Below are 16,968 nucleotides of genomic sequence, written 5' to 3' on the forward strand. Positions count from 1 at the left end.
TCACTAGAGTCGCCGCCAATGAGATCGATCTCAAAAAGGGGCGGCAATGACGGATCTGAAAGCGGTTGCACGATTGGCCGGGGTTTCCCGGGCCACGGCTGCCCGCGCCTTTGCGACGCCCGATGTGGTGCGCTCCGACACGCGTGAAAAAATATTCGTCGCCGCACGCGAGCTGGGCTTCCGTCCGAACCGGCTGGGCCGTCAGTTGCGCCTGCAGACCACCAACCTGATCGGCGTGGTCGTTCCCAACCTTCATAACCCGGTCTTCGCCGAACAGTTTCAGGCAATGGAAAGCGCCGCCCGTCGTCGCGGGTACAACCTGCTGCTTGTCACCACCGATTACGCCAGCGAGCGTGAAAGCGACGTGGTGGAAGAGCTGTTGCGCCAGCGGGTCGACGGACTGGTGCTGACGGTGACCGACGCCGAGCACAACCAGGTCCTGCAAAGCCTCATCAATGAAGACACGCCCTTCGTACTCGCCTACCACCAGACCAGCAACCCGGATTACAGCGCGGTGTCGGTGGATAACCGGGCAGGCATGGCGCTGGCCACACGCTATTTGATCGAACTCGGGCACTCGCGCATCGCCATGGTCGCGGGCCCGGCCATGCAGTCCGACCGTGCGCGCCTGCGTTACGCGGGCTATGGCGACGCGATGCTCGCGCAGGGTCTTCAACAACTTCCGGTCATTGAAATGCCGGCTCACACCCAGGCTGATTTCGCCGCAATCGAGCCTCTGTTGCGCGGTCCCGACGCGCCGACAGCGCTGGTCTGTTCCAACGACCTGCTGGCCATCAGCCTGATTGCCGAACTGCGGCGCAACGGTCTGGAGGTTCCCGGCCGCGTTTCGGTGATGGGCTTCGATGGCATTGCCCTGGGCACCCAGATGCACCCGACCTTGTGCACCGTCGTTCAGCCCATTGCCGAGCTGGCGCACACCCTTATTGATCAATTGCTGGCGCAGATCGCTGGATCTGCGCCGGTTTCCCACTGCCTGCCGTGCCATATCCGGTCCGGTGAAAGTACCCAGTCCTATCAGGAGACGCTTCATGCTCAGCTTCAGTAAAACCCTCGCGGCACTGTTGTTGTGTGGCGCGGCCAGCCTCGCGCAGGCCGCCGAAACCGCGATTTGCTACAACTGCCCGCCCGAGTGGGCGGACTGGGGCTCGCAGCTCAAGGCCATCGCCGACAGCACCGGCGTGCAGGTGCCGCTCGACAACAAGAACTCCGGGCAGGCGCTGGCGCAGATCGTTGCCGAAAAGGCTGCACCAGTTGCCGACGTGGTGTATTACGGCGTGACCTTCGGTCTGCAGGCGCAGAAGGCCGGGGTGGTCGACACCTACAAGCCCAAGCACTGGGAAGATATTCCGGCTGGCCTGAAAGACCCGGCGGGACACTGGTTCGCCATTCACTCCGGTACGTTGGGCATCATGGTCAACGTCGACGCACTGGGCGGCCTGCCTGTGCCGCAGAGCTGGGCAGACCTGCTCAAGCCTGAGTACAAGGGCATGGTCGGCTACCTTGATCCGTCCAGCGCATTCGTGGGTTATGTCTCCGCTGTGGCGATCAACCAGGCGATGGGCGGCACGCTGGATAATTTCGCGCCTGCCATCGACTACTTCCAGAAACTGGCGAAAAACTCGCCCATCGTGCCCAAGCAAACGGCCTATGCCCGCGTGCTGTCCGGTGAGTTGCCGATCCTGGTCGACTATGACTTCAATGCGTATCGCGCCCGCTACAAGGACAAGGCCAACGTTGCGTTCGTGATTCCCAAGGAAGGCACCATCGGTGTGCCGTACGTGATGAGTCTGGTGGCCAAGGCGCCGCATCGCGCCAACGCCGAGAAGGTGCTGGATTTCGTACTGTCCGACGAGGGTCAGGCGCTGTGGGCCAAGGCCTATCTGCGTCCGGTGCGCTCGAACATGCCTGCCGAGGTGGCCGCGCAGTTCCTCCCGGACAGCGACTATGCCCGCGCAGGCGTGGTGGATTACCAGCACATGGCGGCGGTGCAGGAAGCCTTCGCGGCCCGTTACTTGCGTGAGGTGAAGTAATGTCGGCCTCGCTGGGAGACGCCATTGTTTTGCGTTCGAGCGGATTGTCCAGGCTGCGCCTGCGCCCGACCGCTGCCGTGGCGCTTGCCCCGGCGATGGCAGTGCTGGTGGCGTTCTGGCTGCTGCCGCTGACGCACCTGATTGTGCTCGGTGCGCAGGGCAACGAAGTGGATGGCAGCGGTTACTGGCAAGTGCTGAGCAGCGCTCAATACATGGGCAGTCTTGCGCAGACCTGTGTGCTGGCTGCCGTGGTGACATTGGCCGCCTTGCTGGTCGGTGGAATCAGCGGTGTGTTTCTTGCCCGCAATCAGTTCTTCGGCCGCTCCGCGCTGGTCGCGCTGCTGACCTTTCCTCTGGCGTTTCCTGGCGTGGTGGTGGGGTTTCTGGTGATCCTGCTGGCGGGGCGGCAAGGCATCTTTGCCGCGCTCGGCCTGGAACTGGCAGGTGAGCGGTGGATCTTCGCCTATTCGCTGACCGGCCTGTTCATCGGCTACCTGTACTTCTCGATTCCTCGGGTGATCCTCACGGTCATGGCGGCCTGTGAAAGTCTGGACCGGAGTCTTGAGGAAGCAGCGCATTCGCTGGGCGCAGGACACTGGCGTGTGGTGTGCGACGTGATTGTGCCGGGCCTGATGCCTGCGCTGGTGTCCTGCGGCGCGATCTGTTTTGCCACGTCGATGGGCGCATTCGGCACGGCGTTCACGCTGGGCACACGCCTGAATGTCACGCCGGTGGCGATCTATAACGTGTTCACCAACTATGCCAACTTCACGGTCGCCGCTGCGTTGTCGGTGATCCTCGGTCTGGTGACCTGGGCAGTGCTGTTGCTGGCGCGCCGTCTGGTCAAGAACTCGGGGATTGCCCTGTGAAACGTTCGCCTCTGTTTGCTGCGCAGTTGCTGTTCACCCTGTTGGTCTGCGCGTTCATGCTGGTGCCCGTGGTGCTTTCGCTGCTGGCGGGCCTGACGCGCAATTACTTTCAAGGTCTGTCCAGCGGACTGACCTTCGACTGGCTGGTGCAGGTCTGGCAGGCCTATTCGCCGACCGTCTGGCTGTCGCTGCAACTGGCCGTGGCCTGTGCGCTGTGCGTCTGCCTGATCGGCGTACCCGCCGCATATGCGCTGGTGCGTATGAATAACCGCTTCAGCCGCGCCTTCGAGGAGCTGATGGTGTTGCCCGTCGCCATGCCGGGTCTGGCCAGTGCTCTGGCATTGCTGCTGACCTACGGGCAATTCGGCAGCTTTCGCGGCAGTTGGCTGTTCATTCTGGTTGGCCATGTGCTGTTCACCCTACCGTTTCTGGTACGTCCGGTAATGGCTGTGATGCAGCGCCAGCAACTGCCGGTGCTTGAGGAGGCGGCGGCAAGCCTGGGTGCCGGACCGATCAAGCGCTTCTTCAGCGTGGTGGTGCCCAACTGCCGCGCCGGGATTCTGGCCGGCGTGCTGATGGTGGTGACGTTGTCGCTGGGCGAATTCAACCTGACCTGGATGCTGCACACCCCCATGACCAAAACCCTGCCGGTCGGTCTGGCCGACAGTTACGCGTCGGCGCGGCTGGAAGTGGCCAGCGCCTACACCCTTCTTTTTCTGTTGCTGATTGTGCCGCTGCTGATTGCGTTGCAGGCCATCAGCGCCCGTCTTGCCCGAGGAGACAGCCGATGAGCGGCACGACCATACGCCTGAAGGGCTGCCGCAAGGCATTTGCCGACGGCACCGTTGCTGTACAGGACCTGCACCTGACCATTGAACCCGGCGAGACGCTGGCGATTCTCGGCCCGTCCGGCTGCGGTAAAACCACCACGCTGCGCCTGATCGCCGGGCTTGAGCGTCCCGACGTCGGACAGGTGCTGTTCGACGATCAGGACATGACGCGCCTGCCCATCGAACGGCGTGATGTCGGCATGGTGTTTCAGAACTACGCGCTGTTTCCTAACCTCGATGTGGCGGGCAATATCGTCTACGGCTTGAAGATTCGAGGTCTGTCCCACGCCGAGCGCAACAAGCGCTGTGATGAGTTGCTTGAACTGGTCGGCCTGACCGATCACGGCAAGCGCCGCATTCATGAACTGTCCGGCGGTCAACGTCAGCGCGTTGCGCTGGCACGTGCGCTGGCGCCGCGTCCTCGGGTGTTGCTGCTCGACGAACCGCTGGCCGCGCTGGACGCACAATTGCGCGAGCGCCTGCGCAGCGAGCTGGATCAACTGTTGCGCGGGCTGGGCATTACCTCGGTATTCGTGACCCACGATCAGGGCGAAGCGATGGCCTTGGGTGACCGGATTCTGGTCATGGACAAGGGCTGTGTTTCGCAACTGGCGACCCCGAGGGAAATCTACCAGCAGCCCGCCAACGCGTTCGTGGCCGGGTTCGTTGGCAACCTCAATGCGTTCAGCGTGCTTGGGCGTACCGAGTCAGGCCTGAAGGTCACGGGTGGTGAGTTGCCATGGTCGGGCGTCGATTTGCCGGGCACGGTGTATTGCCGTCCCGAGCACCTGCGCCTGACTTCCGTAGGCGGGCAGTTGCAAGGCCGGTTGGTCGGTCAGTTCTTTCAGGGCGCGCAGAGTCGTCTGCTGGTGGACGTCGGCGGCACTCAGCCGTTGCTGGTCGACAGCCCGGACAACCTGATCCACGCAGCAGGCGCGCATCTTGGCTTGAATGTCGATCCGCAAGTGCTGTTCACCCTGCATTCGTAAGCCGTTTTTCTGTCGAGAAATTATTTTGAATCGTCCGTTTCTTATTGCCCAGATCAGTGACCTGCACCTCAAGGCCGATGGCCGTCTGACCTACGGGGTCGTCGACACACTGGGCGCGTTGCGCCGCGCTGTCGAACACATCAATGCCAGCAAGCAGCGCCCGGATATTGTGGTGATCAGCGGCGATCTGGTGGACTTCGGCAGGGCCGATGAATACGCCGTGCTCAGGCCGGAGTTGGAGCGTCTGCAGATGCCGTTCTATCTGGTACCCGGCAATCACGACGACCGCGAGCATTTGCTGGCTGCGTTTGCCGATCACGTGTACCTGCCGCTGTCCGCAGACGGTCCGCTGGACTGGGTGGTCGAGCAGCATCCGGTGCGTCTGATCGGCCTGGATTCGACCATCCCCGGCGAGCATGGCGGGCAACTCGATTATTGCCAGCTTGACTGGCTGAACGCTCAACTGTCGCGTCGCCCCGATGTACCGACGGTGATCATCCTTCATCACCCGCCGTTCATGTCCGGCATTGGTCACATGGATCACAAGCCGTTCGGCCACGCGATGGAGCTGGAGCGGGTCATCGCCCGGCACCCGCAGGTGGAGCGTCTGTTGTGCGGGCATTTGCACCGGCCGATGCAGCGTCGTTTCGGTGGCAGCCTGACCTGCGTCTGCCCCGGCACTTCACACCAGATCGTGCTCGACCTGGACGAAGCCGCGCCTGCGCATTTCAATCTGGAACCTGCGGGTTACGTACTGCACCGCTGGCATCCTCAGGAAGGGCTGGTCAGCCACAACGCCGTGTTCGGGGAATATGAAGGGCCGTATCCGTTCTACGATGCGAATGGATTGATTGACTGAGGTTGGTCAGGCTTGATCCTGCCAATGCTCCGCGTTGGCATGCATCCCGTGACGCTCCGCGTCACAAATGGCACAGGCTGAGGATTCAGTGAGCCGGGCGCATGACGCGGATAACGCTGGAGCCTGGGCATACATCTGCGCCACATTCGAGAGCGGACGCGGAGCGTCCTGGGAGGCATTCCCACGCAGAGCGCGGGAACGATCATCAAATCCGCCTCACCACTGATCGTGCCAATGCTCCGCGTTGGCATGCCTCCCGTGACGCTCCGCGTCACAAATGGCACAGACTGAGGATTCGGTGAGCCGGGCGCATGACGTGGATAACGCTGGAGCCTGTGCACACATCTGCGCCACATTCGAGAGCGTACGCGGAGCGTCCTGGGAGGCATTCCCACGCAGAGCGTGGGAACGATCAGTGACTGCGTCAGGCGCCGATGACGCCGCCGTCCTGTCGGGTGATCACCATTACCGATGAGCGCGGTTTGCCGTTGGGCAGGTGCTCGGGGAAGGTCGAACCGCCGTTCTCGCCGGGGTGCTGAACGCCGATGAACATCGTGCGATAGTCCGGCGCGAAGCTGATGCCGGTGATTTCGCAGCCGACCGGTCCGACCAGGAAACGACGGATTTCACCGGTGGCCGGGTCGGCGCAGAGCATCTGGTTGTTGCCCATGCCTGCGAAGTCGCCCTTGTTGCTGGAGTCGCCGTCGGTCTGGATCCACAGGCGACCGGCCGCGTCGAAGCTCAGCCCGTCCGGGCTGTTGAACATGTTCTGCGGGGTGATGTTGCTGGAGCCACCCTGCGGCGTACCCGGATGCACGGTCGGGTTGCCCGCGACCACGAACAGGTCCCACTCGAACGTCAGGGACGAGGCGTTATCTTTCGTTTCACGCCAGCGCAGGATCTGCCCGTACTGGTTCTTGGCCCGCGGGTTCGGACCACCGACCGGCTGGCCATCCTCGCCGCGCTTGGCGTTGTTGGTCAGGGTGCAATAGACCTGGCCATCCTTGGGGCTGACCACGATCCACTCCGGGCGGTCCATGCGCGTGGCTTTCACGACGCTGGCGGCCAGACGCGCGTGGATCAGCACTTCTGCCTGATTGTTGAAACCGTTGGTTGCGTCGAGCCCGTTCTTGCCATGGGTCAGCTCGATCCACTGACCCTTGCCTTTCGGGTGGTCCGGGTTGTTGTCGCCACCATCGAACTGCGCCACGTACAGCGTGCCGTGGTCCAGCATGTTGCGGTTGTTCTTTGGATTGATGCGATCGATCCTGTTGCGGCTGACAAACTTGTAGATGAACTCGCCACGTTCGTCATCGCCCATGTACACCACGGCACGACCGCTCTTGGTCAGGGTGAAGGCGGCGTTCTCGTGCTTGAAGCGACCCAGCGCGGTGCGTTTGACCGGCATGGAGTCGGGCTCGAACGGATCGATCTCGACCACCCAGCCGTGACGGTTGATCTCGTTGGGGTTCTTGGCGACGTCGAAGCGCGGGTTGTACAGATGCCAGTTGTTGTCCCTGCTGGCAACTGTCACGCCATAGCGCTTCATGCCTGCATCGAAGACCTGATCAGGATTGGTGCTGCCGAAGCAGTCGGTGAAGTTCTCTTCGCACGTCAGGTAGGTGCCCCACGGCGTCTTGCCGTTGGCGCAGTTCTGAAAGGTGCCCAGCACGCGGGTGCCGGTTCTGTCGGCTTCGGTCTTGAGCCACTCATGGCCAGCGGCCGGGCCGCTCACTTTGATCGGCGTGTTGCCGTGAATGCGACGGTTGTAGCGCGAGCCCTGCACGAACTGCCATTTGCCGTTCTTCTGCAGGACTTCGATCACTGAAACGCCTTCGGCGGCCAGGGCCTTTCGTACGTCTTCGGCCGATTGCGGCGTCTGGCCGTGATCGAAGAGGTAGCGATAGTTGGTGTATTCGTTGTTGATCGCCATCAGCGCGCGATCCTTGCGGCCGCGCATCGGGAACAGGCTCATGCCGTCGTTGTTGTCGCCGAACTGCACTTCCTGCGCTCGGGCGGAGCCCTTGCCGCTCGGATCGAACGCCGGGCCGCCTGCCTCCAGCGGCTGGCCCCAGCTGATCAATACGGAGGAGGTGTAGCCCGTCGGCAGGCTGATGCTGTCGGCGGTGGCGGCGGGGATGCTTTCAAAACCCAGCAGTCTGCGGGAAGCCGAGCTGACGCCTTCGGCCAGTGCGCTACGGGTCAACAGGTTGCCGCCCAGAAACATCGCAGCGCCGCACAGGGCGCCCGCGCTGATGAAGCCCCGGCGGGTGAGACCGACCATGTTTTCCAGATCGGTGGACTGATTTTCTTCTAATAGTTTCATCATCACGGCTCCCACAAATGTGGTGGCTACCTTAAAGCGCGTGTATGACGGAATTGTGTCGTAACAATGGCCCTGAATCGCTAGAGCGGCGTGCCCAGCAGAACCAGCGAAGGCGCGAAGCGGACCTGCACCGGATTGCCGGTTTCCAGCTGTTGTGTGTGCAACACGTCACGGCTCGCCAGGGCGCACAGCGTATGGCCGCTGGGCAGGAAGATGCGCACTTCGCTGGGACCGTCTTCGGCGTCGATCACTTCTTCGATCTGTCCGAAAAGGCAATTGTTTCCCGATGTTTCAGAGTGGCTGGTTGCGAACAATTCCAGCCACCCGGCCTTGATCAGGGCGACGACTTCAGTCCCGACAGTCAGCTCCATGCGCAGGCTGCTGTCGTGAGTGATTTGCGCGTCGATGAACACCTCGTCCGCGAGGCGCAGGCGAACCGTGTCGTTATGGCCTTGCCGGGTGATGCTCACGATCCGTCCCAGCAATTGGTTGCGCGCGCTGGTGCGCAGGGTCAGTCGATTGAGCAGGTCGAGGTCGCTGCTGTCTTCGGCGGCTTCCAGCACCTGCGCCTGAAGTGCCTGAACCCGTTGATATAGCCGCAGCACCCGCTCGCCCTCTGCCGACAACTTCGCACCACCGCCGCCGCGTCCGCCAACGCTGCGCTCGACCAGCGGCTTCTGCGCCAGATTGTTCAACTCGTCGATGGCGTCCCACGCCGCCTTGTAACTCAGCCCCGCGCTCTTGGCCGCACGGGTGATCGAACCCTGCTCGTCTATGTGCTGCAACAGCGCAATACGTTGCGGGCGGCGGGCCATGTGTTGGGTGAGGAGGGGTGGTAACGGCATGGTGATTGAACGCTCTGGCAGGTGGCGCGAGTGTAAAACATCTGATGGTTCCCATGCCCTGCGTTCGTTTCGTCAACTTCACGCTGATCGTTCCCATTCCAGCGTCCGCTGTTGACGCTGTTGGTGTGAGGCAGAGCGTCACGGCTGCATGTGACGCGAAGCATGGGCACGATCGGTGTGCTGAAGGCCTATGACCCTTCCACCGGCTTGGGCGTTCTGGCCAGGCAGTAGACGTCCACCCGGCTGGCACCTGCACGGGTTAATAAACGGGCAATCACGTCGGCGGTGGAGCCGGTGGTGAGTACGTCGTCCACCAGCGCGACATGTTTGCCGCGCAGCCATTCGGCATCCACCAGAGTGAACGCCCCGCGCAGGTTGCGCTTGCGTGCCTTGGCATCCAGACCCTGCTGGTTGGGCGTGTCACGGATTCGCAGCACATGGCGTTCGTCCATCGGCAATTGCAGCTCTTTACTCAGCCAGGCGGCGAGCATGGCGGCCTGGTTGTAACCTCGCTGGCGAAAGCGTTTGCTGGCGAGCGGTACAGGGACAAGATAATCAGGGCGTGCCAGGCCTTCGTCAAAGCGATGCTGCAGAAACTGCCCAAGCAGTTCAGCCATCAACCGCCCCATGGGCCATTTGCCGTTGTGCTTGAAGCGAGTGATCAGACTGTCGACCGGGAAGTCATACAGCCAGGGCGCGATGACGTGGGTAAAGGCGGGCGGCTTTCTGATGCACTGCGCGCAGCTCATGCCGAACATCGGCAAGGGCAGGGCGCAGCACTCGCATTGGTCGCCGAGCCACGGCAGCTCGGTTTCGCACGGCATGCAGATGGGCAACGGGACATCGCTGCGTTCATCGCATAACAAACAGTTCTGTTTGTTTTTTAACCAGATGTAAGCCTCATGCTTGTGGCTTGGTTGACAGCGCATCGCTCTTCCTTAAATATGCCGAACATCCGTGTAGCGCTTGTGGTCTTTTCGTCCCCGCGCTCAGCCCCCAGAACCACCAAGGAGCCGCCCGATGAGCGCCAGCATCACCGCCACTCTGCGTCACGACTGGACTTTAGCCGAGGTCAAGGCGCTGTTCGTACAGCCATTCAATGACCTGCTGTTTCAGGCGCAGAGCGTGCACCGCGCTCATTTCGACGCCAACCGCGTTCAGGTTTCGACCCTGCTGTCGATCAAGACCGGTGCCTGCCCCGAAGACTGCAAGTACTGCCCGCAATCCGGTCACTACAACACCGGCCTGGAAAAGGAAAAGCTGCTCGAAGTCCAGAAAGTGCTGGAAGAAGCCGCTCGCGCCAAGGCCATCGGCTCGACCCGTTTCTGCATGGGCGCGGCGTGGAAGCATCCGTCGGCCAAAGACATGCCGTACGTGCTGGAGATGGTCAAAGGCGTGAAGGCGATGGGCCTGGAAACCTGCATGACCCTCGGCCGTCTGGATCAGGACCAGACTGCCGCGCTGGCGTCCGCCGGCCTGGATTACTACAACCACAACCTGGACACCTCGCCCGAGTTCTACGGCAGCATCATCACCACCCGTACCTACGGCGAGCGTCTGCAAACCCTGGCTTACGTGCGCGATGCCGGAATGAAGATCTGCTCGGGTGGCATTCTGGGCATGGGCGAGTCGCTCGATGACCGCGCCGGTCTCCTGATTCAGTTGGCCAATCTGCCGGAGCATCCCGAGTCGGTACCGATCAACATGCTGGTGAAGGTCGCCGGTACGCCGCTGGAAAACGCCGAAGATGTCGATCCGTTCGACTTCATCCGCATGCTGGCGGTGGCGCGGATTCTGATGCCCAAATCCCACGTGCGCCTGTCCGCTGGCCGTGAGGCGATGAATGAGCAGATGCAGGCGCTGGCGTTCCTTGCCGGTGCCAACTCGATTTTCTACGGCGACAAACTGCTGACCACCGCCAACCCGCAGGCCGACAAGGACATGCTGCTGTTCTCCCGTCTGGGCATCAAGCCGGAAGCGGGCGAAGAGCATCCTGACGAAGTGCATCAGGCCGCCATCGAGCAGGCACTGGTCGAGCAGCAAAGCAGTGCGCTGTTCTACGACGCAGCGTCTGCCTGACCCTCTGGAGCGGAGCCTGCATGTCTTTCGATCTGCGTACCCGACTCGAGGCGCGCCGCAACGAACATCTCTATCGCCAGCGACCCCTGCTTGAGACCCCGCAAGGGCCGCAGGTGGTGGTCGACGGCAAGCCGCTGCTGGCCTTCTGCAACAACGATTACATGGGGCTGGCCAATCATCCCGAGGTGATTGCCGCGTGGCAGGCGGGGGCCGAGCGCTGGGGTGTCGGCGGTGGAGCCTCGCATCTGGTGATCGGCCACAGCACGCCGCACCATGCGTTGGAAGAAGCTTTGGCCGAACTGACCGGTCGGCCGCGCGCCCTGTTGTTCTCCAACGGCTACATGGCCAATCTCGGCACTGTCACAGCGTTGGTGGGTCAGGGCGATACCGTGCTGGAAGACCGTCTGAACCACGCCTCGCTGCTGGACGCCGGTCTGCTCAGTGGCGCGCGGTTTTCCCGTTATCTGCACAACGACGTGGCAAGCCTCGATTCCCGGCTGGAGAACGCCGTGGGCGATACGCTGGTGGTGACCGACGGCGTGTTCAGCATGGACGGCGACGTGGCCGACCTGCCTGCTTTGTCACGTGCCGCCAAGGCCAAAGGCGCGTGGCTGATGGTTGATGATGCGCATGGCTTCGGTCCGCTGGGCGCCAACGGTGCCGGGCTTGTCGAGCATTTCGGCCTGAGCATGGAGGATGTGCCGGTGCTGATTGGTACGCTCGGCAAATCTTTCGGCACGTCCGGGGCTTTCGTGGCGGGCAGTGAAGAGCTGATCGAAACCCTCATCCAGTTCGCCCGGCCCTACATCTACACCACCAGCCAGCCGCCTGCGCTGGCCTGCGCGACGCTTAAAAGCCTGGAGCTGCTGCGCACCGAGCATTGGCGTCGCGAACATCTGACCAACCTGATCCGCCAATTCCGTCACGGCGCAGAGCAATTGGGCCTGCAACTGATGGACAGCTTCACACCCATCCAGCCGATTCTGATCGGCGATGCCGGACGTGCCTTGCGCCTGTCGCAACTGCTGCGCGAGCGTGGCGTGATGGTGACTGCCATTCGCCCGCCCACCGTGCCGGTCGGCAGCGCGCGTCTGAGAGTGACACTGTCGGCGGCGCACACCGAGGCGCAAGTGCAGCTATTGTTAGGTGCACTGGAGCAGTGTTACCCGCTGCTGGACGCGGTTGAATCCATGGAGCCCGATCATGCGTGATCGTCTGATCCTGCTGCCGGGCTGGGGCCTGGGTGTTTCGCCACTTGAACCGCTGGCGGCTGCGTTGCGCGGGCTGGACGAACATTTGCGCGTCGAGGTCGAACCGCTTCCGGACATCGACAGCTGTGAGCTGAACGACTGGCTTGATGAGCTGGACGCCAACCTTCCCGACGACGCCTGGCTGGGCGGCTGGTCATTGGGCGGCATGCTCGCGGGAGAGTTGGCGGCCCGGCGCGGCGAACGCTGTTGCGGCCTGTTCACGCTGGCCAGCAATGCCTGTTTCGTCACGCAGGGTGCCTGGCCGCATGCGATGCCTGCGCAGGACTTCGAAGCGTTTCTGGCAGGTTGCGCTGCCGATCCTGATGCAACGCTCAAGCGCTTCAGTCTGCTGTGCACCCAAGGTGCGGAAGACCCACGCGGTCTGGCCCGACTGCTCAAGGCCGGCGCGCCGCATACCTCGCCCACTGCGCTGGTTGACGGGCTGAAGATCCTGCAGCAACTCGACACGCGAAGTGCCTTGCAGACCTATCGTGGACCCCAGTTACATCTCTTTGCCGGGCTCGATGCGTTCGTACCGGCCGAAGCTGCGGGCGATCTGCTGGATCTTTTGCCGGACGTTGAAGTCGGCGTGATCGAACAGGCCAGCCACGCCTTCCTTCTGGAAAACCCCCATGGCGTGGCCGCTGCGATCCAGGCTTTTCTACATGAATCGGAACACGAGTCGGACCATGACTGACCTTTCACACGCCGTGCTGTCGGCAGGTCTGCCTGACAAGCGTCAGGTCGCGGCCTCATTTTCCCGCGCAGCGGGCAGTTACGACAGCGTCGCTGAATTGCAGCGCGCCGTCGGGCATGAGCTGATGTCCCGCTTGCCAACCGAATGCGCTCCCTCACGCTGGCTGGATGTGGGCAGCGGAACGGGCTATTTCAGCCGCGTACTGGCGCAGAGATTCGACGCCAGCGAAGGTGTCGCGCTGGACATCGCCGAAGGCATGCTGCGTCACGCTCAACCTTTGGGCGGCGCCCGGCATTTCGTGGCAGGCGATGCCGAACGCATGCCATTGGCCGATGAAGCCTGCGAGCTGATTTTCTCCAGCCTGGCGGTGCAGTGGTGCGCGGACTTCAGGGCTGTGCTGAGTGAAGCGTTTCGAGTGCTGAAGCCGGGCGGGGTGTTTGCCTTCGCCAGCCTGTGCACAGGGACATTGTATGAGCTGCGCGAAAGCTGGCAGGCCGTTGATGGTCGGGTGCATGTGAACCGCTTTCGGCGCGAGGACGACTATCGTCAGTTGTGCGCAGCCAGCGGTTTGAGCGTCAGCAGCCTTGAAGTGCGTCCGCATGTGCTGCATTACCCGGACGTGCGTAGCCTGACCCATGAACTGAAAGCGCTGGGCGCCCACAACCTCAACCCCGGACGGCCCAGCGGCTTGACGGGGCGCGAACGGATTCTGGGCTTGGTGCGGGCGTACGAGCGCTTTCGCCAGAACGCAGGGCTGCCCGCCACCTATCAGGTGGTCTATGCGGTACTTGAAAAACCCTGACCGGGTTCACTTCATAAAGGGAAGACCGCCAAGATGAGCGTTGCGTATTTCATCACCGGAACTGACACGGATGCCGGCAAGACCACGGTCGCAGCCGGCCTGTTGCATGCTGCACGATTGAGCGGCCTGAGCACGGCGGCGGGCAAGCCGGTTGCATCAGGCTGTGTTGTCACGCCCCAGGGGCTGCGCAACTCCGACGCGCTGGCGTTGCAGGCCGAGTGCTCCATCACGTTGAGCTATGACGAAGTCAATCCGGTGGCCTTCGAGCCCGCGATCGCCCCTCATCTGGCTGCGCGTGAAGCGGGCGTGGGATTGACGGTTCGTTCCCTGCTGCAACCGATGCAGCACATCCTGAGCAAACAGGCGGACTTCACCCTGATCGAAGGTGCTGGAGGCTGGCGCGTGCCGCTGGCCGATCAGAGCAACCTGTCTGACCTCGCCATTGCCTTGGGGCTGCCGGTGATTCTGGTGGTTGGCGTGCGCCTCGGCTGCATCAACCATGCGCTGCTGACGGCCGAGGCGATTGCCAGAGACGGGCTGCACCTTGCAGGCTGGGTCGCCAACATCATTGATGGCAAGACGTCGCGGCTGGAAGAAAACCTCGCCACGCTGGCCGAGCGTCTTCCGGCGCCGTGCCTTGGGCGTGTGCCACGGCTCAAGAATCCCGACGCCGAAAATGTGGCGCAATGTCTGCATCTGGAGCTGCTCGACGCATAGCGCAGCTATCTCATTGACTCGCCTGAATGTTTTGATTGTTCAAGGCTCAGGCTATTAACAGGCCTAGTGCCATTAGTCTATTTGTCGAGCATTTACCCGCCGTTACTGGTTCAATGGTTTTGTTCGCTATTTGAACCGAGGATCGGCTTATGCAAATCACCATGAACAACACCCTTTACCCAGGTCTGAGCGCCATGCAGGTCGGGCAAAGCCGTGTCGATCAGGCAGCCACGCAGATCGCCAGCAGCAACATCGAAGTGTCGGGTCGGAGCCAGTCTTCGGACTTCCAGCTCGAGAACCTGCGTTCGGTCGATCGAAGCCAGCGTTCCGACCTGCCTGCCAACATCGTCGAACTGGCGGCTGGCAAATCGCAGATCGAAGCTGGACTTGCTGCGCAGAGAGCCAGTAATGAAGCCTTGGGCACGCTGATCGATACCTACGCCTGATCACTGTCTGTAACCTTCGCGCCGTGCCGTGCGTGCACGGCGTCATGCGCTGAATCTCCCCGTATCACCATCCTGTATCGCCGCTGCAACCCCTTGCTGCTCAACTAGACTCCACACAATCGTTTACATAACGCCGCTTCCCTTTGCCTGCGTGGTCTGCAGCGCATCGTGGACGAATGGTGCGTGCGCCGCTATTGACAAGGTTTAGGCGTAAACGTATGTTTCAAACACCTGTTTGACCGTAAGGCATACGAGATTGTCTGGTTCTGGAAGCATGCTTCCAGTCACCGCCCGGTCATTCGTTCCAGGATTCATCAGCAGAGGTTAATCGCTATGCCTGATTACAAGGCCCCCTTGCGTGATATTCGTTTCGTTCGTGACGAACTGCTCGGCTACGAAGCGCACTATCAGAGTCTGCCAGCCTGCCAGGACGCTACCCCGGATATGGTTGACGCCATTCTCGAGGAGGGCGCCAAGTTCTGTGAGCAAGTACTGGCTCCGCTGAATCGGGTAGGCGATATCGAAGGCTGTACCTGGAGCGAAACCGGCGTAAAGACGCCGACCGGTTTCAAGGAAGCGTACAAACAGTTTGTCGAAGGCGGCTGGCCGAGCCTGGCGCATGACGTCGAGCACGGCGGTCAGGGCCTCCCTGAATCGCTGGGTCTGGCAGTCAGCGAGATGGTCGGTGAAGCGAACTGGTCGTGGGGCATGTACCCAGGCCTGTCGCATGGTGCGATGAACACCATTTCCGAACACGGTACGCCCGAGCAGCAAGAGGCCTACCTGACCAAACTGGTGTCTGGCGAATGGACCGGCACCATGTGCCTGACCGAGCCTCACTGCGGCACCGACCTTGGCATGCTGCGCACCAAGGCCGAGCCTCAGGCTGACGGCACTTACAAGGTCTCCGGCACCAAGATCTTCATTTCCGCTGGCGAACACGACATGGCCGATAACATCGTCCACATCGTGCTGGCCCGCCTGCCGGATGCTCCGGCTGGCACCAAAGGCATCTCGCTGTTCATCGTGCCCAAGTTCCTCTCGTCTGCCGATGGCGGCGTCGGTGAGCGCAACGCAGTGAACTGCGGTTCCATCGAACACAAGATGGGCATTCACGGCAACGCCACCTGCGTGATGAACTTCGACGGCGCTACCGGTTACCTGATCGGCCCGGCGAACAAAGGCCTGAACTGCATGTTCACCTTCATGAACACGGCGCGTCTGGGCACTGCATTGCAGGGTCTGGCTCACGCTGAGCTGGCGTTCCAGGGGGGCTTGAAATACGCCCGTGAGCGCCTGCAGATGCGTTCGTTGACCGGCCCTAAGGCACCTGAAAAGGCGGCTGACCCGATCATCGTTCACCCTGACGTGCGTCGCATGCTGCTGACCATGAAGGCGTTCGCCGAAGGCACACGCGCCATGGTGTACTTCACAGCCAAGCAGGTCGACATCGTCAAGTACAGCGAAGATGCCGATCAGAAGAAAGCAGCCGATGCCCTGCTGGCCTTCATGACCCCGATCGCCAAGGCGTTCATGACTGAAGTGGGCTTCGAAGCCGCCAACCACGGCGTGCAGATCTACGGCGGCCACGGCTTCATCGCCGAGTGGGGCATGGAGCAGAACGTTCGCGACAGCCGCATTTCGATGCTGTACGAAGGCACCACCGGCATCCAGGCACTCGACCTGCTGGGCCGCAAGGTGCTGATGACCCAGGGCGAAGCGCTCAAGGGCTTTACCAAAATCGTGCACAAGTTCTGCCAGGCTAACGAAGGCAACGAGTCCGTTCAGGAATTCGTGGCTCCGCTGGCAGCGCTGAACAAGGAGTGGGGCGAACTGACCATGAAAGTGGGCATGGCCGCCATGAAGGACCGTGAAGAAGTCGGCGCTGCTTCGGTCGACTACGTGATGTACTCGGGTTACGCCTGCCTCGCCTACTTCTGGGCAGACATGGCGCGTCTGGCGGCCGAGAAGCTGGCAGCCGGTACGTCGGACGAGGCGTTCTACCGCGCCAAGATCCAGACCGCGCGGTTCTACTTCCAGCGCATCCTGCCGCGCACCCGCACTCACGTCGCCACCATGCTGTCCGGTGCTGGCAACCTGATGGAAATGAAAGAGGAAGATTTCGGCCTGGCTTACTGAGTCCGGTCCGAGTCACCCAAGCCGCCTGATCACTGATCAGGCGGCTTTTTTTGGTCCCGGATTTGATTG

The 16,968-nt window shown here is 61.9% G+C and carries 16 protein-coding genes; 13 read left to right on the top strand and 3 right to left on the bottom strand.

Annotation, left to right across the window (positions count from 1 at the left end):
- The first annotated feature begins 46 nt into the window (after positions 1-46).
- From CFBP1590_RS02405 to CFBP1590_RS02430, 6 genes are read left to right on the top strand one after another with little or no spacing between them, the layout of a single operon-like run.
- Positions 47-1,066, top strand: a complete 1,020-nt coding sequence (locus tag CFBP1590_RS02405; RefSeq protein WP_088234417.1) for a substrate-binding domain-containing protein — start codon at positions 47-49, stop codon at positions 1,064-1,066.
- Entirely contained in the window at positions 1,050-2,051 is a 1,002-nt protein-coding gene (locus CFBP1590_RS02410; protein ID WP_088234418.1) for an ABC transporter substrate-binding protein, read from the top strand. The genes CFBP1590_RS02405 and CFBP1590_RS02410 overlap by 17 nt, the downstream gene beginning before the upstream one ends.
- A complete protein-coding gene (locus tag CFBP1590_RS02415; RefSeq protein WP_043305517.1) occupies positions 2,051-2,920 on the top strand; it encodes an ABC transporter permease in 870 nt (289 codons plus the stop codon). Before CFBP1590_RS02410 ends, CFBP1590_RS02415 begins: the two co-directional genes overlap by 1 nt.
- Positions 2,917-3,711 (top strand): ABC transporter permease, encoded by a 795-nt coding sequence (locus tag CFBP1590_RS02420; protein WP_024688179.1) that lies wholly within the window; start codon positions 2,917-2,919, stop codon positions 3,709-3,711. Before CFBP1590_RS02415 ends, CFBP1590_RS02420 begins: the two co-directional genes overlap by 4 nt.
- The gene (locus CFBP1590_RS02425) at positions 3,708-4,739 is read left to right on the top strand and encodes an ABC transporter ATP-binding protein (protein ID WP_029244102.1); all 1,032 of its coding nucleotides are present in this window, start codon (positions 3,708-3,710) and stop codon (positions 4,737-4,739) included. The genes CFBP1590_RS02420 and CFBP1590_RS02425 overlap by 4 nt, the downstream gene beginning before the upstream one ends.
- 25 nt (positions 4,740-4,764) lie before the next feature.
- Positions 4,765-5,598, top strand: coding sequence for a phosphodiesterase (locus CFBP1590_RS02430; protein ID WP_029244101.1), 834 nt, complete (start codon positions 4,765-4,767; stop codon positions 5,596-5,598).
- A gap of 424 nt (positions 5,599-6,022) precedes the next feature.
- Here CFBP1590_RS02430 and CFBP1590_RS02435 read toward each other — a convergent pair whose 3' ends face one another.
- The 3 genes from CFBP1590_RS02435 to CFBP1590_RS02445 all read right to left on the bottom strand — a co-directional run bounded on the left by CFBP1590_RS02435 (position 6,023) and on the right by CFBP1590_RS02445 (position 9,698).
- Positions 6,023-7,924, bottom strand: coding sequence for a PhoX family protein (locus tag CFBP1590_RS02435; RefSeq protein ID WP_088236348.1), 1,902 nt, complete (start codon positions 7,922-7,924; stop codon positions 6,023-6,025).
- 80 nt (positions 7,925-8,004) lie between these two features.
- On the bottom strand, positions 8,005-8,769 hold the full coding sequence (locus CFBP1590_RS02440) for a TOBE domain-containing protein (RefSeq protein ID WP_029244099.1): 765 nt from the start codon (positions 8,767-8,769) through the stop codon (positions 8,005-8,007).
- A 188-nt stretch (positions 8,770-8,957) separates the two neighbouring features.
- Positions 8,958-9,698, bottom strand: a complete 741-nt coding sequence (locus CFBP1590_RS02445; protein ID WP_088234419.1) for a ComF family protein — start codon at positions 9,696-9,698, stop codon at positions 8,958-8,960.
- A 91-nt stretch (positions 9,699-9,789) separates the two neighbouring features.
- On the opposite strand from CFBP1590_RS02445, the gene bioB reads away from it, so the two are divergent.
- The 7 genes from bioB (at position 9,790) to CFBP1590_RS02480 (ending at position 16,899) form a co-directional block, all read left to right on the top strand.
- Positions 9,790-10,848 (top strand): biotin synthase BioB, encoded by a 1,059-nt coding sequence (gene bioB, locus CFBP1590_RS02450; protein WP_004880120.1) that lies wholly within the window; start codon positions 9,790-9,792, stop codon positions 10,846-10,848.
- 20 nt (positions 10,849-10,868) lie between these two features.
- Positions 10,869-12,059 (top strand): 8-amino-7-oxononanoate synthase, encoded by a 1,191-nt coding sequence (bioF, locus tag CFBP1590_RS02455; RefSeq protein ID WP_088234420.1) that lies wholly within the window; start codon positions 10,869-10,871, stop codon positions 12,057-12,059.
- On the top strand, positions 12,052-12,795 hold the full coding sequence (locus CFBP1590_RS02460; protein WP_029244096.1) for an alpha/beta fold hydrolase: 744 nt from the start codon (positions 12,052-12,054) through the stop codon (positions 12,793-12,795). The genes bioF and CFBP1590_RS02460 overlap by 8 nt, the downstream gene beginning before the upstream one ends.
- Positions 12,788-13,597, top strand: a complete 810-nt coding sequence (gene bioC, locus CFBP1590_RS02465) for a malonyl-ACP O-methyltransferase BioC (RefSeq protein ID WP_088234421.1) — start codon at positions 12,788-12,790, stop codon at positions 13,595-13,597. Before CFBP1590_RS02460 ends, bioC begins: the two co-directional genes overlap by 8 nt.
- Before the next feature lie 33 nt (positions 13,598-13,630).
- Positions 13,631-14,314, top strand: a complete 684-nt coding sequence (gene bioD / locus CFBP1590_RS02470; RefSeq protein ID WP_058432350.1) for a dethiobiotin synthase — start codon at positions 13,631-13,633, stop codon at positions 14,312-14,314.
- 149 nt (positions 14,315-14,463) lie between these two features.
- The gene (locus CFBP1590_RS02475) at positions 14,464-14,760 is read left to right on the top strand and encodes a hypothetical protein (RefSeq protein ID WP_004880111.1); all 297 of its coding nucleotides are present in this window, start codon (positions 14,464-14,466) and stop codon (positions 14,758-14,760) included.
- A 333-nt stretch (positions 14,761-15,093) separates the two neighbouring features.
- Positions 15,094-16,899, top strand: coding sequence for a phenylacyl-CoA dehydrogenase (locus tag CFBP1590_RS02480; RefSeq protein ID WP_025994839.1), 1,806 nt, complete (start codon positions 15,094-15,096; stop codon positions 16,897-16,899).
- Positions 16,900-16,968: the final 69 nt, after the last annotated feature.

Source organism: Pseudomonas viridiflava (assembly GCF_900184295.1).
Lineage (GTDB): Bacteria > Pseudomonadota > Gammaproteobacteria > Pseudomonadales > Pseudomonadaceae > Aquipseudomonas > Aquipseudomonas viridiflava.